We start from the raw sequence: 21099 nt of genomic DNA on the forward strand, positions 1-21099 counted from the left end.
TCCTGTCCCCCGGCCGCACCTGCTCCGCGGTGCTCGAGGAGGAGGAGGACCCCGAGTCCCTCTGGCCCAAGTACCGCAAGAAGTTCGAGCCCTGGAGCGAGGAGCTTCGCGGGTACATGACCGAGCACCTCAAGGACTACCTCGGCGTCGAGAAGGTCATCTGGGTCAAGGAGGGCATCGACCCCGAGGAGACCAACGGCCACATCGACGACGTCGCCACCTTCATCGCCCCGGGCGTCATGGTCTGCATCTGGACCGACGACCCCGAGTACCCGTTCTACGAGCAGTGCCACGCCGCCTACGAGACCCTCTCCAACGCGGTTGACGCCAAGGGCCGCAAGCTGAAGGTCTACAAGCTCTGCATGCCCGTGAAGCCGCTGTACATGGACCAGGCCTCCTGCGACACCATCGACGCCGACGAGAACGCCGAGCCGCGCGTCCCCGACGAGCCGCTGATCGCCTCCTACATGAACTACCTCGTGACCAACCACGGCGTCATCGTCCCGCAGTACGGCGACGAGAACGACCAGCTGGCCGTCGACACGCTCCAGGAGATCTACGACGAGGTCTGGGGCGAGGGCGTCTACAAGTGCGTGGGCGTCAAGTCCGACCAGGTCGTCTACGGCGGCGGCAACATCCACTGCATCACGCAGCAGGAGCCGTCCGCCTAGTAGCCCGGCTTCCCGGGGCGCGGCGCCCCTCTTTCACGGGAGTCCGCCGCACCCCGGAGGCCCGGCCGGCCAGGCGAACGGGGCCGCCTGGCCGGGCTTTCCCTGGGCGCTCCGCTGCCTCCACACCGGAGCGCCCTTCCCCTTCGATTGGATACCCGCCTGGCCTGGGACCTATCGCGGGTTAGGCCAATTGTTCGCTTGGATATCCCAGGTCAGACGCGTATCCAATTGCCGAAAGTTCCCGGTCGTATACGCGGCCGTCTTGATCGGAGTATCCATGTACCAGCGTATCGTCATCTACACGCGCCTGTTCCGCGAGCGTTGGTCCAACAATTGCATCCCTTCTTCTCCTTGGGATGGCACCTGCACCGGTGACGCGGCCTGTAACCCTACCTTGGGCTGCGCCTTCGGTGCAGATGCCATCTTTTTTGCTGTAGGGGGAGCGTGCCATGGCAGGTAAAAAGTTCTCCCTGTTCGAGGTCATCCTCTCGGTTATCTGCGTCGTATTTACCATCGAGGCGGCCGCTCCGGCATCTGCCATGGGCAACGTGCAGTTCTTCTGGTGGATCTTCCTCATCATTACGTTTTTGCTTCCCTATGGTCTGGTGGTGGCCGAGCTCGGTACGGCGTTCGATTCCGAGGGCGGCCTGTACGATTGGGTTCGCCTGGGCTTGGGCGACCGTTGGGGTGCCTGCTGCTCCTGGTGCTACTGGGTCAACTTTCCACTGTGGGTTGCAAGTATCGCCTGTATGTTCCCCAGTGTCATCAATGCGGTATGGGGCATCGAATTTTCGCTTGGGGCCCGAATTGCCATCGAGCTTGCCTTTGTGTGGGGCGTCACGGTCATGGCGATGCACCCGGTGGCCGAGGCCGATTGGGTCATGGACGGCGGTGCCGTCATCAAGGTGCTCATTACCGCCGTGGTGGGAATCGTCGGCATCTGGTTTGCCTGCAATAACGGCTTTGCCAACGACATGTCGTTTAAGACCTTCATTCCAGATTTGGGCGACACCAATTCGTTGACGTACCTATCGATCATCCTGTTCAACTTTATGGGCTTCGAAGTGGTCGCGACCTTTGCCAGCACGATGAAAAACCCGTCGCGTGATATCCCCAAGGCGGTTATCGCCGGTGGCGTTGCCATTGCGGCAATCTACATTATCTGCGGCATCGGCATTGGAGCCGCGGTTCCCACCGAGCGGCTTTCGCTCGATTCGGGCATTGTGGACGCGGTCGCCGCCATGTTGGGGCGCAGCCATCCGCTGACGATGGTCGTGGGCGCGGCCTTTTTGGTGACGCTGTTCGCCAACATGATCTGCTGGAGCTTTGGCGTCAACAACGTGGCGAGCTATGCCGCGCGTCACGGCAATATGCCGCGTCCCTTTGCGCTGGTGTCCAAGAAGACCGGCATGCCCAATGGCTCGGCACTCATTAACGGTTGTTTTGCCAGCCTGGTACTACTGCTTCAGATTCCGCTGGGCGAGGGCTCCGACGTCTTTTGGGTTTTCTTCTCGATGAACGTCGTCTTCCTGCTTATGAGCTATATTCCGATGTTCCCGGCGTTTTGGCGCCTGCGCAAATACGACGATCGCCCGCGCGTGTTCCGCGCGCCCTTCGAGGGCAAGGTGCTCGCGGTGGCACTTGCGATTCCCGTGGTAGAGCTTGTGCTTTCGATTGTCGCCACGATTGTGCCGCTCAACAGCTCACCCGCCGAGATGACAAAGTTGCCGATTCTCGTGGGCGTGGTAGTCGGTGTGTTGTTGGGCGAGGTTTCGCGCCTCATATCGCGCCGCGGCCGCAGCGTCGATAATCCCGGCGTTGGTGCAAGGGGGACAGGTTTCTTTGCACCAAAACAGTAGCGCCGCGAGCTGCGCGGCGCTTGCTGCATCTTGGATTACCGCTCGCGGTGCTCGGGGTCAGAAGCGAGTTTAGGCGCAAAGTAGGGGACGTGTCCCAGGTAAGGGCAGCTGTCCGTACGTTCGTCGACAAGACAGGGGACATCGTCGTAGGTGAGTGAGTCGCTCAGGCGGGCGATGGCCTTGGCGGCAGGAGCGACGAGCATCTTGAGCGGTGCGATAGGCGCCATGGCATCTCCTTTTCTTCATACGACCCGTGTTCTGGCGCGAATGTATACGTCGCCAGTCTAGCATCCCGTCGCGGAGAGTTCAAAACCAACACAAATGCGACGGCTATTTCTGCGCTATCTTCAACGTCTCAATCTGTAACGTCTAGCTTAATAAATCGCCTCTACTTGTTACAGATTGAGATAAACCGCCGGAGCGGGCCGTTTCCTTTCTGAACCACAACATAAGTGCCTGTTCCTTCCGTAGAGGTTTGGGTGTCGTATCGGCGTTTACCCATATAAAATCTACCAAAATGACCCCGTCTACTCTTTGAGCCAGAGCCGACACTAATTCAAATGGCGAAATCAAAGGGCGTTTTCCGTATGGAGGGCGCCTTTTTTATCGCAGGATGTTTTGCGCGGCAGTCATAAGGCCCAGTCGGTTGCTGACGCCGAGCTTGCGATAGATGGCGTTGACGTGCTTCTTTACGGTCGACTCGCTTATGAATAGCTCGTTTGCCATCTGTTTGTTCGTTTTGCCGTCGAGCATGAGCCGCATGACTTCGGCTTCGCGCGGTTGGATATTATGTTCTGTCATGAAAGCATTCAGCTGGTTCGTGTCTTCGGTCTGGGTGAGTTTAATGCCCCGAGGATAGAGGTTGGCGAGCGCGAGGCTCGCGTGCCGAGCGATTTCGAGTAGGATTGCGAGCTCGGTGTCGGTAAAGTCTCCGGCCGTGCGTTCGCGAAACAGGGCGATGCTTCCTAGCGGGCTGTCGTTGTGCGCGAGCGTGGCCGTACAGCCAAAGTAGACGCCCTGCGGTTCCATCCATTTGCGATAGATGGGCGTGGCATCGCGTCGCTCGACGTCGACCAGGTCGAGGTCGCGGTAGACGCCGACCTTATGTAGGTCAAAGCTCCATGTTGTATAGTCCATCGCGGCGTAGCGGTTGTAGTAGTCGCTCAGTGCGCGGTCGTCCATTCCGCTGCTTGCAGGATGGACGTAGCGTGGGGTATCACTGTCCGCCGCCTCGATCAGGTCGAACATGGCGATCCGATGGGGCACGAGCCCTGTCGTTCCCTCGAGGGTCTCCTTTTGCAGCTTATCAATACCGTGTGATGCGTGGATTGCAAGCGCGAGCTCGTTGAGAGCAGTCCAGGTCGTACCGTCCAACTCAATAGTCTGCTGTTTATTGCATGGGGGCATAGGGCGTCCTTTCCATTGTGGAACCCAGTATGTCATGTTCTCGGCCTGAATAGAACTTTAGGTCAGCGAATGGTATACCGTCGGTCGTTGAAAGGGGCTCGAGGGACCATTGAGAACATCTCGGTGCGGCCGCATCATGGTCTCGTCAAGCAAAAGCACCGAGATTTAGGAGCTTGAAATGAAGACAATCTACGAGAGTGAATCCACGCCTAAGAAGGACGGGTTCTATATGCCCGGTGAGTATGAGGAGCAGGAGCGCACCTGGATTCTATGGCCGCACCGCTCCGACGTGTGGCGCTGCGGCGCCAAGCCGGCGCAGAAGGTCTTCACCGAGATCATCAAGACCGTTGCACGCTTTCAGCCCATCACTGTGGGCGTCAACACCGAAGACTTCCCCGCGGTGTGTGAGATCTTCGACGGCGTTGAGAACGTGCGCGTTATCCACATGGAGTACAACGACAGCTGGATTCGTGACCCCGGCCCGGCATTCCTCGTTAATGACAATGGTGAGGTGGCCCTTTCGCACTTCCACTTTAATGCTTACGGCGGCTTCATTGACGGCCTGTATTTCCCGTGGGACAAGGACGCTTCCATTGGCCTGCAGGTGGCACAGCTTGAGCAGGTTAACCGTTATCGTCCCGAGGATTACATCCTCGAGGGCGGCTCGTTCAACTGTGATGGTCAAGGCACCGTCGTGACCACCGAGATGTGTCTGCTCAACGAGGATCGCAACCCGCAGTACACCAAGGAGCAGATTGAGGAGAAGCTCTCTGAGTATCTCGGTATCGAGAAGGTTATCTGGATCAAGGACGGAATCGATCCGTACGAAACGAACGGCCATGTGGACGACGTCGCATGCTTTAGTGCGCCCGGCGAAGTCTGCTGCATGTGGACCGACGATCCCAACCACAAGTTCTACAAGGAGTGCCAGGAGGCGTACAAGACGCTCTCCGAGGCCACGGATGCCAAGGGTCGCAAGCTCAAGATCCACAAGGTGATCATGCCTGCGACATCGGTATATATGACCGAAGAAGAGGCCAGCACGATCGATCCCGTCGAGGGCGTGCTGCCGCGTACTCCCGAGGACGCTTTCGAACCGAGCTATCTCAATTTCCTGCCCATCAACGGTGCGGTGCTTGTACCGCAGTTCGGCGATCCCAATGACGCCCAGGCGCTCAAGGATATCCAAGCTGCTTATCCGGACCGCGAAGTCATCGGTATCATGACCCGTGAAGTTATCTACGGCGGCGGCAACATCCACTGCATCACCCAGCAGCAGCCTAAGGCGCGCTGTAAATAGCAGTTCCATGGTGAACAGCGCTTGATTGTCCGCACGCGAAAGTCCGCCGACTTCAATGGTCGGCGGACTTTTTGTGTGGTGGTTTCAGCTGAACGGCGGGCCGTGCGGCTTGGATGTGCGGGCTAATCCTGCGTGTCGCCTCCGTACATGTAGACGATAAAGCCGTCGCCGGTGTCCTGGCTGTGATCTTCTAGGATGCGCTTCATGTTGAGGTGCTCGTAGAACTGCCAGTCGGCGTTGCAGTCGCTCATCAGGAAGAACTTGGTGCAGCCTGCCTTGGCGAGCTCAGCGCGCGTAAGGTCGATGAGCTCGCGGCCGAGTCCCTTGCCCTGCCACTCGGGCGCAATGATGATCAGGTTGAGCTGGCCCTGGGCATACTCGTTGCCCGTGGCGGCAAAGCGGTCGGCCGTGGCCTTTTCACGACTGTCGCCAAAGAGCGAGCCCTCGAGCTTGGCATCGGCGGTCTTTGCCATCTCGGTTGCCTGGATAAACAGCTCGTCGTAACAGGGCTCCCAGGTGGGATTGGTACGCGGCTTGCCGTCCTCGAAGATGCCGATGCAGCAGGCGGCGATAATGCGGCCCTCGGCCTCGGCGACGAGTGCGATGGGGGAACGCTGCAGCTGCATGGCGATGTTAAAGCGTGCGCAGAAATCGGCGGCTTCGACGTCGCCGCGGTTGCGCAGCGTGTTGCACCACAGCTGGTTGTAGATGGCGGCGATGCCGGTCAGGTCATCAAGCGTGGCGGCGCGCAGGGCTACGTTCTCAAGGCTCATGGAGACTCCTTCCAAGTTGGGTCAGGCCATCTATGAGTTTGACATGGACGCAGGGCGGCCGCATCGACCATTCGGCAGACGAGCCTCGATTCCTCGGGGACGGAGGGTTCCAAGAGAGAATGAGAGTGGATTATCGGACGCCCGCTCGACGAGAGTGGATAATCTCCCACTATTAGCGCTGATATAGGCCAAAAACGGGAGATTATCCACTCTCATTCTGGGTAGTCGTTGGGGACGTTCTTAAACGACTAGTCAAACAAGAACGTCCCCAACGACTACCATCGCCGAGACCATGGCCGGCCTCTCCGGCACCCGCATCACCGGCTAGTTTCGCCCATGCGCTGGGGTGGGGGGATATGCGTCTTCCACCCTTCCTTTCTTTGGCTGGATTTTGCGCTGAAGACAGCGATCTGCATGTCTTTGGCGTAAAGTTTATCCTTAGCACATATCAATAAGCGAAAGGCCCGGTAGTGAGTACGTTCTACTTCTTCTACGGAATCACATTCGTCTTGGTTTGCATGGTGGCGGTGTGCGTATCGGTATGCGCATACCTCGTCTCACATCGAACAAGCTACTTGACGGTCTCGGCCTTCTTTTTCTTCGACATGCTCGAAAGCGCCCTCGTATTCCTCGATGAGTATCAGGGCAGTAAGATGATGGCAGATATCCTCAGTAGCCAATTTCCCATGACGCACCCCATAACGAAACTCGTCCTATCGATTGGAATCATGGCGAGCATGTGGGCATTTGCATTGGCGATCGTAAACAAGACGAGCCGGCTTCACATGCTCGTGCCCTGCATCGTCTTTTCTGCTTTCGAGGCCATGTCGCTTGTTTTGCAGCCCGATTCAATCAAACAACTCGCATTTTATGCGTTGCGCTCCTTGTTCATGTTCGTGGCGTTTGGCATGATTTTCGTCTGCTACCGCAAAAGCAAGCCGTTGGCGCGAAAGAGCTTCTATGCACGCTACGGCAGGTTTCTTATTGTGATGGCTGTGTTGACGGTGTTTGTTCTGATCGAGGATGTACGCGTTCTCGGGCTGAATATTGGGCGGATCGAAGTCATTGATTACCTGTATTTTGCCTACGGCAGAAACATCCCAGAGAACATCATGAGCGTGGTGGCCGCGATGTATACCGTTCGTGCGGCGTCGCGGATCTTGTCGTTACACTTTTCTGCTCCGCCCACAACGTCTGGCACCTCTGCCAAGCAGATTGCGGAGGTCCGCTTCTCGGCATTCTGCGACCAGCACGATATCTCCGCGCGTGAACGCGAAGTACTCGACCTTCTGCTCGATGGCCAGGATAACCGCGCCATAGCGAATGAATTGTTTATCTCTGTCGGCACGGTCAAATCGCATGTTCACACGATATTCCGTAAATGTGGTGTCTCATCGCGGTCCGAGCTTCTTCAGAGCTTTTGGGCAGGTTAAAGGCAGGGTTATAGGGGATATAAGCCTCCGCTTACGGCAATAACCCCGTTTGTGCAGACAAGTTTATACCCGGGGGTGGTATTCAGGTGATAGCAAGCGTCGCAAAAGCGCGGCGATGTCAACTGAAAGGTGGGTTATATGAAGACCTCTATCCCCCCCGTTTCCCGTAGAAGCTTTCTCGGCCTGAGCACGTTGGGCGCCGCGGCTGTTGCGGTGGGTGCCGCCGGTTGCGCCAACAATTCTTCAAATGCCGGAAGCACCGGCAGCGCGAGTTCCGATAAGGCATCCATCGTCTTTCGTAACGGCACGATTCAGACGATGGTCAAAGAGGGCGACACCGCGGCCGCCCTGGCTGTCTCGGGCAACAAGATCGTATATGTAGGCGAAGACTCCGGTGTTGACGAGTACATCGATGACAACACGCGCGTCATCGATCTTGATGGCGGTATGGTGATCCCCGGCTTTATGGACGGGCATATCCACGCTCCGGGCAACTGGGTGACCGCGCTGTACGAAATCGATCTTACCAAGGCTACCACGATCGATGAGTATAAGAAGGCGGTCAGTGATTTTGTAACCAAGCATCCCGATGATGAGGCTTACGTTGGCGGCTCGTTCATGATCAACGCCTTCGAGCAAGAGGATGGCACCAATCCCGGTCCCAACAAGTCCATCCTCGATGAGATCTGCTCCGATAAGCCCATCATGCTGACCGATGTTTCCTATCATTCGGTGTGGGTCAACAGCCGTGCACTCGAGCTTGCGGGCATCGATAACGATACCCCCAACCCCACGGGCGGCATCATCACCCGCGATGCAAACGGCGAGGCGACTGGCTACTTGATCGATTCTGCTGCAGCTATGGTGAGGGAGGTTGTCTACGTCGAGCATACGGACAAGGAGCTTGAGAACGCTATCGACAAGTACCAGCAGGTGGCTACGAAATACGGCATCACCGGCATTACCAACATAAGCGTCGTGGGAGATTCTACGGCAGAGGATTGCCAGTTCTATACTGACCTCGAGAAAGATGGCAAGCTTAACCTGCGCATGCGAGTACTTCCTACCATTAGGCCCGGCATTACGGCTGAAGAGGCCATTAAAACCGTGAAGGACCTCAAGAAGTTCGATAGCAACATGATCTCTACCGGTACGGTCAAGATCTACTCCGATGGCGTTACCGAGGGCGGCAGTGCCGTGATGCTCGAGCCATATACCTCCGCCGCCGGTAAGGGCGATAACTGGCACGGCGAGTCCGTCTGGGATCAGCAGGAGTTCAGCGACATGGTGGCCGCCCTCGACAAAGAGGGTGTTCAGATTCATGTTCACGCGATCGGAGATGGCGCCGTCCACAATACACTCGATGCCTACGAGCGCTGCGTCAAGGAGAACGGTGAGCGCGATGATCGCCGCAACACCATGACGCATGTGTGTGCAATCACCGACGAGGACATTCAGCGCGTCGTCGATCTCGACATTGTGTGCGCGTTGCAGTTCCTGTGGATGTATCACGATCCTTTGTGCGACCTCGAGATCGCCTTTGTGGGCGAGGATCGCGCCATGAAGTTCTACCCCGTCAAGAACATGCTCGAGGCCGGCTGCTTTATCTCCGGTGCGAGCGATGGCCCGGTCACCGGCTATGCGCCACTCGAGGAGATCGAGGTGGCCGTTACGCGCAACAGCCCGTATCCCGAGGAGGAGGACACCGATATGTACCGTTGGCCCGAGCAGGCCATCACGGCATATCAGGCGCTCGAGGCATACACCAAAAACGTTGCCTTCGAGAACTACATGGAGGATAAAATCGGTACGCTCGAGGTGGGCAAGCTCGCCGACATCACGGTGCTCGATCAAGACATTCTTCATTGCGATCCCAAGAAGATCTCCGATACCAAGATTCTGTTCACTGTCTCCGATGGCCGTATCGTATACGAGGGATAATCGGTCGATTGAGATGAAGAGCGGACGATCTGCTCGGTAGAACGCTCGGTCGCTAATCGTTGCGATTTAGCGCAGGCCGCCGCGGCCGCTGGAGCGTCCGCGGCGGCGCTTTTTTGCGGTGGTCATGGGGGACGTTCTTAAACGACTAGTCAAACAAGAACGTCCCCAACGACTACCCCAAGGAATGTCCCAGACTGCCGGCAGAAAAGGAACGTCCCTAACTGTCGCGTTCGGAGCAAGACGGCGCCGCAGGTAGAGGACGGACAGCGAGCGGGCCGCATTTGAGACAAGGTGACGTGAAACGAAAGGGCGCTGACCTTCTGGTCGCGCCCTTGAAGTTGAGCGTCAGATTGTACAGGTGCGGCCCGCGCAGCGTCGAGTAGTTACGCGGTTTGGTAAAACCGCGTAACTAAACCCGTTCTGCGATCTCGTGGATGAGGTAGTCGGTCTTTTCCCAGCCCAGGCACGGGTCGGTGATGGACTTGCCAAAGACGCCGCCGTCGACAGACTGGTTACCGTCCTCCAGGTAGGATTCGATCATAAAGCCCTTGACCAGCTTGGAGATGGACTCGTTGCGGCGGCAGCTGTCGAGCACCTCCTTGCAGATGCGGTGCTGCTCCAGCGGGCGCTTGCCCGAGTTGTCGTGGTTGCAGTCGATGATCGCCGCCGGGTTGGCGTAGCCGGCATGCTCGGTATAGCGCTCAGCCAGACGCTCCAGATGCTCGTAGTGGTAATTGGGGTAGGTACGACCGTCGAGACCAATGTAGCCACGCATGACGGCGTGCGCGAGCGGATTGCCGTCGCACTCGACCTCCCAGTTGCGGAAGATGAAGCTTTGATGTGCCTGGGCGGCGTAGATGGAGTTGAGCATGACGGTGGTGGAACCGGCGGTGGGGTTCTTCATGCCCACAGGCACCGAAATGCCGCTCGACACCAGACGATGCTCCTGGTTCTCGACCGAGCGCGCGCCCACGGCGACGTAGCTCAGCAGGTCGACGAGGTACTGGTAGTTGGACGGGTAGAGCATCTCATCGGCGGTAAAGAAACCGGTCTCCTCGATGACGCGCAGGTGCATATGGCGGATGGCTTTAACGCCTTCGAGCAGGTCATCGGGCGCCTCGGGATCGGGGTTGTGCAGCAGGCCCTTGTAGCCGGTGCCCTTGGTGCGCGGCTTGTTGGTATAGACGCGCGGAATGATGATGAGTTTGTCCTTGACCTCTTCGGCGACCTTGGCCAGTCGGCTCATGTACTCAAGCACCGAGTCCTCGCGGTCGGCAGAGCACGGGCCGATAATGAGCACCTTGCGCGCGTCCTCGCCGGTAAAGACCTTGGCGACCTCGGCGTCGAATGCCTGTTTTTTGGCGGTAAGATCGGCGGAAAGCGGCATTTCCTCGCGGATTTCCATGGGGATCGGCAACCTGCGCTTGAATTCCATGGCCATACGGGGCCTCCTCAATCAAATAAGACAAAGTGTGCATTGTCGAATGCTCGGCATTATCCGCTGTCGCACGCTAAAGTGCAAGCCCTCGTCACCCCAAAACCTGCCAAAAAGGGACAGGTTTATTTTGGCAGGTTTTATCTGGTCAAACGTCAACTGGCCCTGGAATGGAGTGATACCACGCGGCTTGGAAGAGGCCGTCGATTTGGTCCCAGGGGAGGCGGTTTGAGGGTCGCAGAACAAAAAACGGGGGCACAGGTTGTCCTGCGCCCCCGTTCTCGGGTGTTATCCGTTCCCTGCGGCAGAATTTACGCCGCTTCGTCGAACTGCGAGTTGTACAGGTCGGCGTAGAAGCCGCCCTGGGCGAGCAGCTCGTCGTGCGTGCCCTTCTCGACGATGTCGCCGTCGCGAATTACCAAGATCACGTCGGCGTTGCGGATCGTGGACAGGCGGTGTGCGATAACAAAGCTGGTGCGGCCCTGCATCAGCGCATCCGTGGCGCGCTGAATAAGCTCCTCGGTGCGGGTATCGACGTTGGATGTCGCCTCGTCCAAAATCAGCGCCGGGCGGTCGGCCAAAATGGCGCGGGCAATGGTCACGAGCTGGCGTTGGCCCTGCGAAAGGTTGGTGCCTTCCTCGTTGATCATAAAGTTGTAACCGCCGGCGAGCGTATGGATAAAGTGGTCGCAGCGTGCAGCGCGTGCAGCGGCCTCGACCTCGGCATCGCTTGCATCGGGGCGTCCGTAGCGGATGTTCTCGCGGATGGTGCCGTTAAACAGCCACGTATCCTGCAGCACCATGGCAAACTCGCCGCGCAGTGCCGCGCGGTCCCAATCGCGTACGTCGACGCCATCGACGCGCAGCGATCCGCCGTCCACGTCGTAGAAGCGCTGTAGCAGCTTAATGAGCGTGGTCTTGCCGGCGCCGGTGGGACCGACGATGGCGATGGTCTGGCCGGGCTGTGCCTCGCAGCTAAAGTCGTGGATGATGGTCTTGTCGGGCGTGTAGCCAAACTTGACGTGGTCAAACTCCACATGGCCAGGGCGCTTTTCGGGAATCTGCGCGTCGGCCTTCTGTTCCTCCTCGGGCGCGGCCAGGAACTCAAAGACGCGCTCGGTGGCAGCGGCCATAGACTGCATCGTGTTGCTCACGTTGCCCAGCTGCTGCACGGGTTGCGTAAAGTTGCGAACGTACTGGATAAAGCTCTGGATGTCGCCGGGCGTGGCATTGCCGGTCAGCGCGAGCTGTGCACCCACCACGACGACGCCCACGTAGCCCATGTTGCCCACCAAGCTCATAAGCGGCATCATCAGGCCCGACAGGAACTGCGAGCGCCAGCCACTAATAAAGAGGCGGTCGTTTTGACGGTCGAACTCTTCGATTGAGGCCTCGGCGCGGTCGAACACCTGAATGACGTTCTGGCCGGCAAAGTCCTCCTCGATAATGCCGTTGACGGTGCCCAGGACCTGCTGCTGCTCGCGGAAGTACGGCTGCGAGAAATGAATCATCACGGTCAGGATAATCGCGGCGGCCGGCAGTGTGAGCACGGTGACGCCGGTAAGCGGCAGGCTGATCGACAGCATCATGACGAGCACGCCGATAATCTGTGTCACCGACGTGATGAGCTGCGTCACGCTCTGGTTGAGCGACTGACCCAGCGTATCGACGTCGTTGGTGATGCGGCTGAGCACATCGCCCTTGCTGTGTCCGTTAAAGTAGCTCATCGGCACGACAGCGATCTTGGCGGCGATCTCCTTGCGCATGCGGTAGCAAATCTTTTGCGTGACGCCGGTCATGAGCCAGCCCTGGATGAGGCTGCAAACAGAGCTTGCCAGATACAGGCAGAGCAAAAAGCCGAGCGTCTTGGCGATCCAGGCAAAGTCGACATCGCCGGTACCGTTGACCTTGGCGACCAGGCCTTCGAACAACTTGGTCGTAACCTGGCCGAGCACCTTGGGTCCCACAATGTTAAAGACGACCGAGCACACGGCAAAGGCGACGGCGGCAAGCACGGCAACCTTGTGTTGACCGATATAGCCGAGCAACTGCCGCATGGCGCCCTTAAAGTCCTTGGCCTTCTCGCCGCGGCCCATGCCACCCATGCGGCCCATGGGACCGCGCTGGCGGGTGGGCTTGGGAATCTGAGTCTTGGTCTCGTCTGCCATTAGTGCTCGCCTCCCTCCATAACGGCTGCAATTTCTTCTTGAGTGAGCCCCAGCTCCTCGGCGGAAAGCTGCGACTGTGCGATCTCCAGGTACGCCGGGCAGCTGTGCAGCAGCTCCTCGTGCGTACCAGTGCCCACCACGTGGCCGTCGTCGAGCACGATGATCTGGTTGGCGTGCATGATGGTCGCGATGCGCTGGGCTACGACAACGAGCGCGGCGTCGGTAACGTTTTTGGCAAGCTCTTCGCGCAGGCGCGCGTCGGTCTTGTAGTCGAGGGCGCTAAACGAGTCATCGAACACCAGGACCTCGGGCTTTTTTGCCAACGCGCGGGCGATGGCCAGACGCTGGCGCTGACCGCCCGAGACATTGGAGCCGCCCTGGCTGATGGGGGAGTCGTAGCCGCCCTCGCGCTCGGCGATAAAGTCCTCGGCTTGGGCGATGCGCGCGGCCTCGTGCATGTTCTCGTCGCTTACCATGTCGCCGGCAAACTTAAGGTTGCTCTCCACGGTGCCCGAGAACAGACGCCCTTGCTGCGGGATGTAACCAATGCGGCGGCGAAGCTCGGAAAGGGTCATATCGCGCACGTCGATGCCGTCGAGTGAAATGCTGCCGCCCGTGACGTCGTATAAGCGCGGAATCAGCTGTACGAGCGTGGACTTGCCCGAGCCCGTGGAACCAATGATGCCGAGCATCTGACCGGCATGCGTGGTGAAGTTCACGCCGCTAATGACGTCGGCGCGGGCATCGGGATACTGGAAGCTCACGTCGCGGAAGGTGAGCTCACCGCGCGGTGCGCTGGCCGCGGGCAGTTTGGGCGAGGCGGGGTCGTTGATGCTCGTGGGGCAGGTGATGACCTCTTCCACGCGCTCGGCTGCGACCTCGGCGCGGGGCAGGATGACCGAAACCATGGTGAGGATCATAAACGCCATGACGATCTGCATGGTGTAGGAGATAAACGCCATCATGTTGCCGACCTGCATCACGCCATCGGACACGCCCTGCGCGCCAAACCAGACGATAAGCACGGTGATGCAGTTCATGACGAGCATCATGAGCGGCATCATAAAGCTCATGGCACGGTTGGTGTAGAGCTGCGTGGTCATTAGGTCGAGCGAAGCCTTGTCAAAACGCTCGAGCTCATGCTCCTCGCGGTTGAACGAGCGGATGGGCATAAGGCCGTCGAGCAGCTCGCGGGCGGTGAGGTTTACGCGGTCCACAAAGCTCTGCATCTTTTTGAACTTGGGCATGGTGAGGCCCATAAGCACGCCGACGACGGCCGAGACCGCGATGATGGCCACGGCGATGGTCCACTCCAGGCCGGTGTGGTTGGCCAGGACGCGCATGACGGCGACGATGCCCATGACGGGGGCCATCAGGCACATGCGGATAAACAGGGTTGCGGCCATCTGAATCTGCTGAATGTCGTTGGTGCAGCGGGTGATGAGCGAGGCCTGGCTAAACTTGCCCACCTCGGCCGGCGAGAAGTGCATAACCTTGTTGAAGGTCTCGCGGCGCAGGTCGCGTGCGATGGAACAGGCGGTGCGCGAGGCCACGGCGCCGGTCAGGATGGTGGCGATGAGCGAGATCAGGCACAGACCAAACATCGTGGTTGCCATGCGGCCCAGATAGGCGTTCTGCACGTCGGCGGGGTCGATGCCCTGCGCCTTGTACTCGTCTTGTACATAGCTCACGGCGCGTTGGGTCACGATGGAACCCGACATGGAGCCCATTTTGTCCGCCATATCGTTGGCACCCTCGACGAGCTTGCCCTGGTCGATTAGGCCGCCTTCAACGCCTAGGCGCAGGCTCTTCATGGTGATCTTACCGCCGTCGGTATCAATCTGCTTTTGCATGTTCTGCGCTGCCGCGGCCTTCTGCTGCATCTCGGCGAGCTGCTCGGGCGTCATTGCCGCCATCTGCTCGGGGGTGGGCATGGCCTGGGCGGCGTTGTTGTTATTCTCGCTGGACGAACCCATCATGTCATCCATGGAGTTGGCGTCAATGCCCTGGTTGAACGAAAGGACGACGGTCTCGGGCAGGCTCACGATGTCGGCAATCTTGCCGCCGTCGGCGCGCTCCTCCTCGGTGCCCTTGTACGTTCGAATGCCGTTATTATCCGCCTTGCTAAACACGGCCTCCACAGCTTTGGCGTCCTTATCGCTCATAAAGAGTTCGAGGTCGTCGAGCGATTCGGTGCGAATGGTGTCAGGTACGGGCGAGGCGATACCGCCTTGCTGCACGCCCACGTCGACGATGTCGCTCATATACGTAGGCAGCGCTAGATCGGCGTTGCAGCTGATTACGATAAGTACGATAGCTGCGAACAGTGCCAGGACATGCTTTTTAAAGAGCTTGAGAATCCTCACTCGGCATCTCTCCTTTCTTGATTGCGGTCGATAATTTCGTTGGCACGCCTAAGAAGGCGCACCATCTCTTGGGTATCTGTTTCGCCGAGCTGCTCGAGGAAGGCCGCGGTGCGGTCCTCGAATTCCCGATGCTTGATTTCGAGATCATGGAATCCCTTGTCGGTCACCGTGACGTGTACGCGACGACGGTCGGTCTTTGAGTGCTCGCGCTCGACCCAGCCTTTGGCTTCGAGAGCGCGCAGGATATTGGCGATGCGGGCGCTCGAGACCCAGGCACGATCGGCGAGTTCGCTTGGCGTGAGCGATCCGCCAGCGAGCATGAGGGCGCGCATGACGGCCATCTCACCACTGAGGGCTTTGTCCGCAAAGCGCGAAATGCGCTGATGCATGCTGCCGAACTCGGTAAGGAGCTGACGCCCAAGTTCACGGAAATCGGCATCTTTCACCGAAAACCCCTAACACTAGAAACTATTTCCGGTGAAAAATAATACCCCCGCTCAACCATCCTATTCGGTAGATTTCTGGACACGTCCCAAAAATCTACTTGGCCACTAGGCAATATAAAGAGCGCATAAAGACTTAAAATAATTCAATTGCTGAAGCGTTTCAAAGAACTATCATGCCCGCGGTTAGGCGAGGGGTTGTCACCACCATGACGGCTGGGACTCATTTATCGCCATGTGCGATGCTCCAACTTCCCGCAAGGAGACACCTGAATCAAGGGGGTTGGAGTCATGGCATTTGACTTCACGGGTAAAACCGCGATCGTTACCGGTGGCACTCAGGGCATTGGCCTCGAGATTGCCAAGGGTATCGTTGCGGGCGGCGGACACGTCGCGCTCATCGCAAGGAACGCTGCCAAGGGCGAGGCGGCTGTGGCCGAGCTTGGCGAGGGCAACAAGTTCTATCAGCTCGATGTCGCCGATGCGCCCAAGGCGCGCGAGACCGTCGAGCAGATTTTTACGGACCTGCCGCAAACCAACATCCTGATCAACTGCGCCGGTGTCATCAGCACCAAGAAGTTTGACGAGATCGACGACACCGAGTGGCGTCGCACCATCGACATCAACCTCAACGGCACCTTTACCATGATGAATGCCGTGTACCCGCACTTTAAGGCGGCACATGCCGGCACTATCGTCAACGTGAGCTCCGTTGCTGGCAAGATCGGCGGCGGCCTGCTCGGCACCGCGGCCTACGCGAGCTCCAAGGCCGGTGTCAACGGCCTTACCAAGGCGGTCGCCAAGGAGGGCGGTAAGTTCGGCATCCGCTGCAACGCTGTGTGCCCGTCGCTCACGCTTACCGACATGACGTCGATCCTTTCTGACGAGAACTCTCAGCGCATCATCAACGGTATTCCTCTGGGCCGCGCCGCCCAGGCCAGCGAGCCTGCGCAGATGGTGCTGTTCTTCGCTTCCGACCTCGCCAGCTTCGTGAACGGCGAGATCGGTGACTGCGACGGCGGCATCGTCCTGGACGGGTAATACCCCGCGGTAATCGTTTGGCGGCGACCCTGGCGAATCGGGGTTGTCGCTTTCTTTCTGACATAGGCGCGTGCGGCTACGATTCGCATGCATCCAAAGGAGATATATATGAGTGAATCGACTGCGGTGGAGGCGCCGGCTGCAAAGGAGCCGTTCTTTAAGATGTCCTCCATCCCGGGCGCCAATATTTTGGTGCCGCTTTTGCTGGGCTGCTTGCTCAACACGCTATTCCCCGACCTGTTCAAAACGCTCGGCAGCTTTACGCTTGGCATGACCCAGCAGGGTGCAAGCCCGCTCGTGGGCGCTTTTTTGCTCATCGTCGGTACGACGATTTCGTTTAAAAGTGCGCCTGCCGCCGCTGCACGCGGCGCCATCATCATCGCTGTCAAGCAGATCGTGGTCGTTGCCGTGTCGCTGCTTATCCTTTATGTATTCAACGACAACCTGTTTGGCATCTCTGCCATGGTGATGCTGGCGGCTTGCACCGGCGCCAACAACGCTATGTACGCTGGTCTGATGGGCACCATGGGCAACGAGGCCGAACGTGGCGCCGTCGCCATCACCACACTCGTTGTCGGCCCTCCGGTCACAATGATCGTGCTCGGCGCTGCTGGCCAGGCTCCGATCGGCTGGTCGCTCGTGGGCGCCATCCTGCCGATCGTCGTCGGCATTATTCTGGGTAACCTCTTCCCGAGCTTTAAGAAGATGATGGCTCCGGCACTTTCCGCCATCATCGTGCTCGTCTTCTTTGCCATGGGCTCGACCATGACCTTTGGCCAGCTCATCAACGGCGGTCTTCCCGGCATCCTGCTCGGCGTGATCTGCTCGGTGGTCTTTGCAATTCCCGTCATCGCGGTCGATAAGTTCACGGGCGGTACGGGTGTCGCAGGTGCGGCCATTTCGAGCTGCGCCGGAGCCAATGTGGCCACGCCTGCCGCCATGGCAAGCGTCAACGAGGCCATGTACGGTGGTGCCGTGCTCGCGACGGCTACGGCGCAGGTTACAGCGTGCGCCATCGTGACGGCCATTTTGACCCCGCTGGTCACCAGCTGGTGCTTCAAGCATTTTGAGGGCCAGGGTCACGGCGACAGCAAAAAGGCCGCGGCCGACAGGGTCACCGCTGCTGCTTAATGCCAAGCGGCAATCAAAGCTAAATAACTAGCCACGCCACAGGGCGGCCCCGGGGGAAATCCCGTGGCCGCCCTGCAGTTTCTGTGGGTCTCTGGGGCACTTTACCCTGCTAAAGCTGGCATAACAGCTAGAGTGAACGTCGTACAAAGGCAAGGAAAAATACCAAACAAATCGGTGAACGGTAGTTGTTCACGCTCGCATTTCCTGCGGATTTGTTAAAAACGCCCTAATGGTATAAAAAAAGAAACATATAACAGCCCTGATGAAGGGGGTGGCTATGTTATCCTTCTCAGACGGGTGAAATCTTGGGTTTTGGGTTGCAGTTCCAAGGTGGACAAACGTTTTTCCCTGTGCTAACGCGCGATGGAAGGCGAATGAAGCCGGTCATGCAACCCGAACATTCAAGAATTCAATAAGCAGCGGTGTGAGAGAGCGCCGCATTATACGTAACTAGGAGCGTGGTTACACAATGCAGGAGGCATGGGAAGGCTTCAAGGAAGGCATCTGGACGGGAGAGGTTGACGTCCGAGACTTCATCCAGAAGAACTACACCCCCTACGAGGGCGACGAATCGTTCCTCGCCGGTCCGACCGAGCGTACCAAGGAGCTGTGGGGCGAGGTCCTCGACCTGCTGCTCAAGGAGCGCGAGCAGGGCGGCGTCCTCGATATGGACACCAAGACTGTCACGGGTATCGTGAGCCACCCCGCTGGCTACATCGATAACGCCCACCGCGAGAAGGAGACCATCGTCGGTCTTCAGACTGACAAGCCGCTCAAGCGCGCTCTGCACGTCAACGGTGGTATCCGCATCGCTTGCCAGGCTGCCAGCCAGCACGGCTACAAGATCGACGAGAACGTCGTCGAGCGCTACACCTTCGAGCGCAAGACCCACAACGCCGGCGTCTTCGATGTCTACACCCCCGAGATGCGTGCTTGCCGCTCGGCTCACATTATCACCGGTCTGCCCGATGGCTATGGCCGCGGCCGCATCATCGGCGACTACCGTCGTGTCGCCCTGTACGGCGTCGACTACCTGATCAAGGATAAGGAGGCCCAGAAGGCTTCCACCCCGACGGTCATGACCGCCGACAACATCCGCGATCGCGAGGAGCTGCAGGAGCAGATCCGCGCCCTCGGCGAGCTCAAGATGATGGCCGAGACCTATGGTTTCGATATTTCCAAACCTGCTACCAACACGCAGGAGGCCATCCAGTGGATGTACTTCGCCTACCTCGCTGCCGTCAAGGAGCAGAACGGCGCCGCTATGTCCATCGGCCGTACCTCTACGTTCATCGACATCTACGCTGAGCGCGACCTTGCCAACGGTACCTTTACCGAGGAGCAGATCCAGGAGTTCGTGGATCACTTCATCATGAAGCTCCGCATGGTCAAGTTTGCCCGTACCCCCGAGTACCAGGCCCTGTTTACCGGCGATCCGCAGTGGGTCACCGAGTCCATCGGCGGCATGGGTGTTGACGGCCGTACGCTCGTTACCAAGATGAGCTTCCGCTACCTGCACACGCTCGAGAACATGGGCACCAGCCCCGAGCCCAACATGACCGTTCTGTGGTCGACCCGTCTTCCCGAGAACTTCAAGAAGTTCTGCGCCAAGACTTCTGTCGCCAGCTCCTCGGTCCAGTACGAGAACGACGACCTCATGCGCGTTTACCACGGCGACGACTACGGCATCGCCTGCTGCGTGTCCTCCATGCGCATTGGCAAGGAGATGCAGTTCTTCGGCGCTCGTGCCAACCTGGCCAAGTGCCTGCTGTACGCACTCAACGGCGGTGTTGACGAGGTCTCCAAGAAGCAGGTCGGCCCCAAGTATCGCGCCGTCGAGGGCGACACGCTCGATTACGATGACGTTATGGCCAAGTACAACGACATGATGAAGTGGCTCGCTGGCGTGTACGTCAACTCGCTGAACATCATTCACTACATGCACGACAAGTATTGCTACGAGCGCATCCAGATGGCTCTGCACGACAAGCACGTGCACCGCTGGTTCGCTACGGGCATCGCTGGCCTTTCCGTCGTGGCTGACTCCCTGTCCGCCATCAAGTACGCCAAGGTTCACCCCGTCCGTGACGAGAACGGCATCATCGTCGACTTCGAGACCGAGGGCGAGTTCCCCAAGTACGGTAACGACGACGACCGCGTCGACCAGATCGCTCACGACGTTGTGCACCAGTTCATGGAGTACATCCGCATGAACGACACCTACCGCAACTCCGTGCCCACGACCTCGGTTCTGACCATTACCTCCAACGTCGTGTACGGTAAGAAGACCGGCTCCACGCCCGACGGCCGCAAGGCTGGCCAGCCGTTCGCCCCGGGTGCTAACCCCATGCACAAGCGCGATAGCCAGGGCGCCATCGCTTCGCTGTCTTCGGTTTCCAAGCTCCCGTTCCGCGATGCCCAGGACGGCATCTCCAACACCTTCTCCATCATCCCGGGCGCGCTCGGCAAGGAGGACCAGGTGTTCTTTGGTGATATCGACCTTGATCAGCTGGGCGAGTAACTATTGTTAGTGCTATACTAACAATAACGATTACTGATTAGTGCGCCGGTTTCGGCCGGCGCCTATCGATTGAAGGAGACACATTATGAAGGTTTCTGAAGTTTCCGAGACTCAGGCCGACAACCTGGTCCACATGCTCGACGCTTACGCCGAGAAGGGTGGCCACCACCTGAACATCAACGTCTTCAACCGTGAGACGCTGCTCGACGCTCAGGCTCACCCCGAGAAGTACCCGCAGCTGACCATCCGCGTTTCCGGCTATGCCGTGAACTTCCACACGCTCACCAAGGAGCAGCAGGACGAGGTCATTTCGCGTACCTTCCACAACAAGTTCTAAAGGGACTCAACTCCCACCGGAGACCCGGTAAGGCCTACGCACTTTGCCTCTCAAACGTCCTCGCCGCTTCGCGGCTGCGGAATGTTTGCGAGGCAAAGTGCTCCCGGCCTTGCCGGGTCTCCTGCGTTATCGCACTTTAGGGAACCACGCTAAATTAAATTGGTGTCCTCGGACATGCAAGAAGCCCTCGCTGCGCACTTCGTGCGGCGAGGGCTTCTTGCGTCCTGCGGAATGTTTTGGGAGGTAGCCCAAACAGCCCCGGCGGGGGTCCTG

General features: G+C 58.6%; 16 protein-coding genes. 9 read left to right on the forward strand and 7 right to left on the reverse strand.

What is annotated here, in order from left to right:
* Both ACTQ48_RS09580 and ACTQ48_RS09585 read left to right on the forward strand, forming a co-directional pair.
* On the forward strand, positions 1-671 hold a 671-nt coding region (locus ACTQ48_RS09580; protein WP_441570744.1), incomplete at its 5' end, for an agmatine deiminase family protein.
* Positions 672-1120: 449 nt separating this feature from the next.
* Complete coding sequence (locus ACTQ48_RS09585; RefSeq protein ID WP_441570746.1) at positions 1121-2530, forward strand: APC family permease; 1410 nt, start codon at positions 1121-1123, stop codon at positions 2528-2530.
* 35 nt (positions 2531-2565) lie between these two features.
* Here the strand turns inward: ACTQ48_RS09585 and ACTQ48_RS09590 are convergent, their stop codons facing one another.
* Together ACTQ48_RS09590 and ACTQ48_RS09595 are read right to left on the reverse strand one after the other, a co-directional pair.
* A complete protein-coding gene (locus ACTQ48_RS09590) occupies positions 2566-2757 on the reverse strand; it encodes a hypothetical protein (RefSeq protein WP_427794893.1) in 192 nt (63 codons plus the stop codon).
* A gap of 376 nt (positions 2758-3133) precedes the next feature.
* Positions 3134-3937: a LuxR C-terminal-related transcriptional regulator gene (locus ACTQ48_RS09595; protein WP_441570748.1), complete on the reverse strand. Its 804-nt coding sequence runs from the start codon at positions 3935-3937 to the stop codon at positions 3134-3136.
* A 178-nt stretch (positions 3938-4115) separates the two neighbouring features.
* Here ACTQ48_RS09595 and aguA point away from each other — a divergent pair, with 178 nt between their 5' ends.
* The gene (gene aguA, locus ACTQ48_RS09600; protein WP_154514946.1) at positions 4116-5237 is read left to right on the forward strand and encodes an agmatine deiminase; all 1122 of its coding nucleotides are present in this window, start codon (positions 4116-4118) and stop codon (positions 5235-5237) included.
* A gap of 122 nt (positions 5238-5359) precedes the next feature.
* Here aguA and ACTQ48_RS09605 read toward each other — a convergent pair whose 3' ends face one another.
* Positions 5360-6010 (reverse strand): GNAT family N-acetyltransferase, encoded by a 651-nt coding sequence (locus ACTQ48_RS09605; RefSeq protein WP_349117437.1) that lies wholly within the window; start codon positions 6008-6010, stop codon positions 5360-5362.
* Between the two features lie 470 nt (positions 6011-6480).
* Here ACTQ48_RS09605 and ACTQ48_RS09610 point away from each other — a divergent pair, with 470 nt between their 5' ends.
* Together ACTQ48_RS09610 and ACTQ48_RS09615 are read left to right on the forward strand one after the other, a co-directional pair.
* Positions 6481-7443: a helix-turn-helix domain-containing protein gene (locus ACTQ48_RS09610; protein ID WP_441570750.1), complete on the forward strand. Its 963-nt coding sequence runs from the start codon at positions 6481-6483 to the stop codon at positions 7441-7443.
* A 138-nt stretch (positions 7444-7581) separates the two neighbouring features.
* Positions 7582-9384, forward strand: a complete 1803-nt coding sequence (locus tag ACTQ48_RS09615) for an amidohydrolase (RefSeq protein ID WP_441570752.1) — start codon at positions 7582-7584, stop codon at positions 9382-9384.
* Positions 9385-9793: 409 nt separating this feature from the next.
* On the opposite strand, the gene ACTQ48_RS09620 is transcribed toward ACTQ48_RS09615, so the two are convergent.
* From ACTQ48_RS09620 to ACTQ48_RS09635, 4 genes are all read right to left on the reverse strand, one after another.
* Positions 9794-10825, reverse strand: coding sequence for a 3-deoxy-7-phosphoheptulonate synthase (locus ACTQ48_RS09620; RefSeq protein WP_154514938.1), 1032 nt, complete (start codon positions 10823-10825; stop codon positions 9794-9796).
* Positions 10826-11130: 305 nt separating this feature from the next.
* Positions 11131-12987, reverse strand: a complete 1857-nt coding sequence (locus tag ACTQ48_RS09625) for an ABC transporter ATP-binding protein (protein WP_154514936.1) — start codon at positions 12985-12987, stop codon at positions 11131-11133.
* Positions 12987-15353, reverse strand: a complete 2367-nt coding sequence (locus ACTQ48_RS09630; RefSeq protein WP_427728114.1) for an ABC transporter ATP-binding protein — start codon at positions 15351-15353, stop codon at positions 12987-12989. The genes ACTQ48_RS09625 and ACTQ48_RS09630 overlap by 1 nt, the downstream gene beginning before the upstream one ends.
* Positions 15350-15799 carry a MarR family winged helix-turn-helix transcriptional regulator gene (locus ACTQ48_RS09635; protein ID WP_441570754.1) on the reverse strand — a complete coding sequence of 150 codons (450 nt, stop codon included), beginning with the start codon at positions 15797-15799 and terminating at the stop codon, positions 15350-15352. Before ACTQ48_RS09635 ends, ACTQ48_RS09630 begins: the two co-directional genes overlap by 4 nt.
* A gap of 288 nt (positions 15800-16087) precedes the next feature.
* Between ACTQ48_RS09635 and ACTQ48_RS09640 the strand changes: the two genes are divergently transcribed.
* From ACTQ48_RS09640 to grcA3, 4 genes are all read left to right on the forward strand, one after another.
* Positions 16088-16837: an SDR family NAD(P)-dependent oxidoreductase gene (locus ACTQ48_RS09640; RefSeq protein ID WP_427728112.1), complete on the forward strand. Its 750-nt coding sequence runs from the start codon at positions 16088-16090 to the stop codon at positions 16835-16837.
* A 108-nt stretch (positions 16838-16945) separates the two neighbouring features.
* Positions 16946-17968 carry a 2-keto-3-deoxygluconate permease gene (locus ACTQ48_RS09645; RefSeq protein WP_441017218.1) on the forward strand — a complete coding sequence of 341 codons (1023 nt, stop codon included), beginning with the start codon at positions 16946-16948 and terminating at the stop codon, positions 17966-17968.
* A gap of 469 nt (positions 17969-18437) precedes the next feature.
* On the forward strand, positions 18438-20489 hold the full coding sequence (gene pflB, locus ACTQ48_RS09650) for a formate C-acetyltransferase (protein WP_427718174.1): 2052 nt from the start codon (positions 18438-18440) through the stop codon (positions 20487-20489).
* An 85-nt stretch (positions 20490-20574) separates the two neighbouring features.
* Positions 20575-20826 carry an autonomous glycyl radical cofactor GrcA3 gene (gene grcA3, locus ACTQ48_RS09655; RefSeq protein ID WP_055252439.1) on the forward strand — a complete coding sequence of 84 codons (252 nt, stop codon included), beginning with the start codon at positions 20575-20577 and terminating at the stop codon, positions 20824-20826.
* Positions 20827-21099 lie beyond the last annotated feature (273 nt).

This window comes from Collinsella sp. Sow4_E3, from assembly GCF_052116285.1.
Taxonomy (GTDB): Bacteria; Actinomycetota; Coriobacteriia; order Coriobacteriales; family Coriobacteriaceae; genus Collinsella.

What these genes read in the sequence shown, in the direction of transcription:
- ACTQ48_RS09605 (WP_349117437.1), bottom strand. Translation starts at nt 6,010, where the DNA reads ATGAGCCTTGAGAACGTAGCCCTGCGCGCCGCCACGCTTGATGACCTG.
- pflB (WP_427718174.1), top strand. Translation starts at nt 18,438, where the DNA reads ATGCAGGAGGCATGGGAAGGCTTCAAGGAAGGCATCTGGACGGGAGAG.
- ACTQ48_RS09640 (WP_427728112.1), top strand. Translation starts at nt 16,088, where the DNA reads ATGGCATTTGACTTCACGGGTAAAACCGCGATCGTTACCGGTGGCACT.
- ACTQ48_RS09590 (WP_427794893.1), bottom strand. Translation starts at nt 2,757, where the DNA reads ATGGCGCCTATCGCACCGCTCAAGATGCTCGTCGCTCCTGCCGCCAAG.
- ACTQ48_RS09585 (WP_441570746.1), top strand. Translation starts at nt 1,121, where the DNA reads ATGGCAGGTAAAAAGTTCTCCCTGTTCGAGGTCATCCTCTCGGTTATC.
- ACTQ48_RS09615 (WP_441570752.1), top strand. Translation starts at nt 7,582, where the DNA reads ATGAAGACCTCTATCCCCCCCGTTTCCCGTAGAAGCTTTCTCGGCCTG.
- ACTQ48_RS09645 (WP_441017218.1), top strand. Translation starts at nt 16,946, where the DNA reads ATGAGTGAATCGACTGCGGTGGAGGCGCCGGCTGCAAAGGAGCCGTTC.
- ACTQ48_RS09620 (WP_154514938.1), bottom strand. Translation starts at nt 10,825, where the DNA reads ATGGCCATGGAATTCAAGCGCAGGTTGCCGATCCCCATGGAAATCCGC.
- ACTQ48_RS09595 (WP_441570748.1), bottom strand. Translation starts at nt 3,937, where the DNA reads ATGCCCCCATGCAATAAACAGCAGACTATTGAGTTGGACGGTACGACC.
- grcA3 (WP_055252439.1), top strand. Translation starts at nt 20,575, where the DNA reads ATGAAGGTTTCTGAAGTTTCCGAGACTCAGGCCGACAACCTGGTCCAC.
- aguA (WP_154514946.1), top strand. Translation starts at nt 4,116, where the DNA reads ATGAAGACAATCTACGAGAGTGAATCCACGCCTAAGAAGGACGGGTTC.
- ACTQ48_RS09625 (WP_154514936.1), bottom strand. Translation starts at nt 12,987, where the DNA reads ATGGCAGACGAGACCAAGACTCAGATTCCCAAGCCCACCCGCCAGCGC.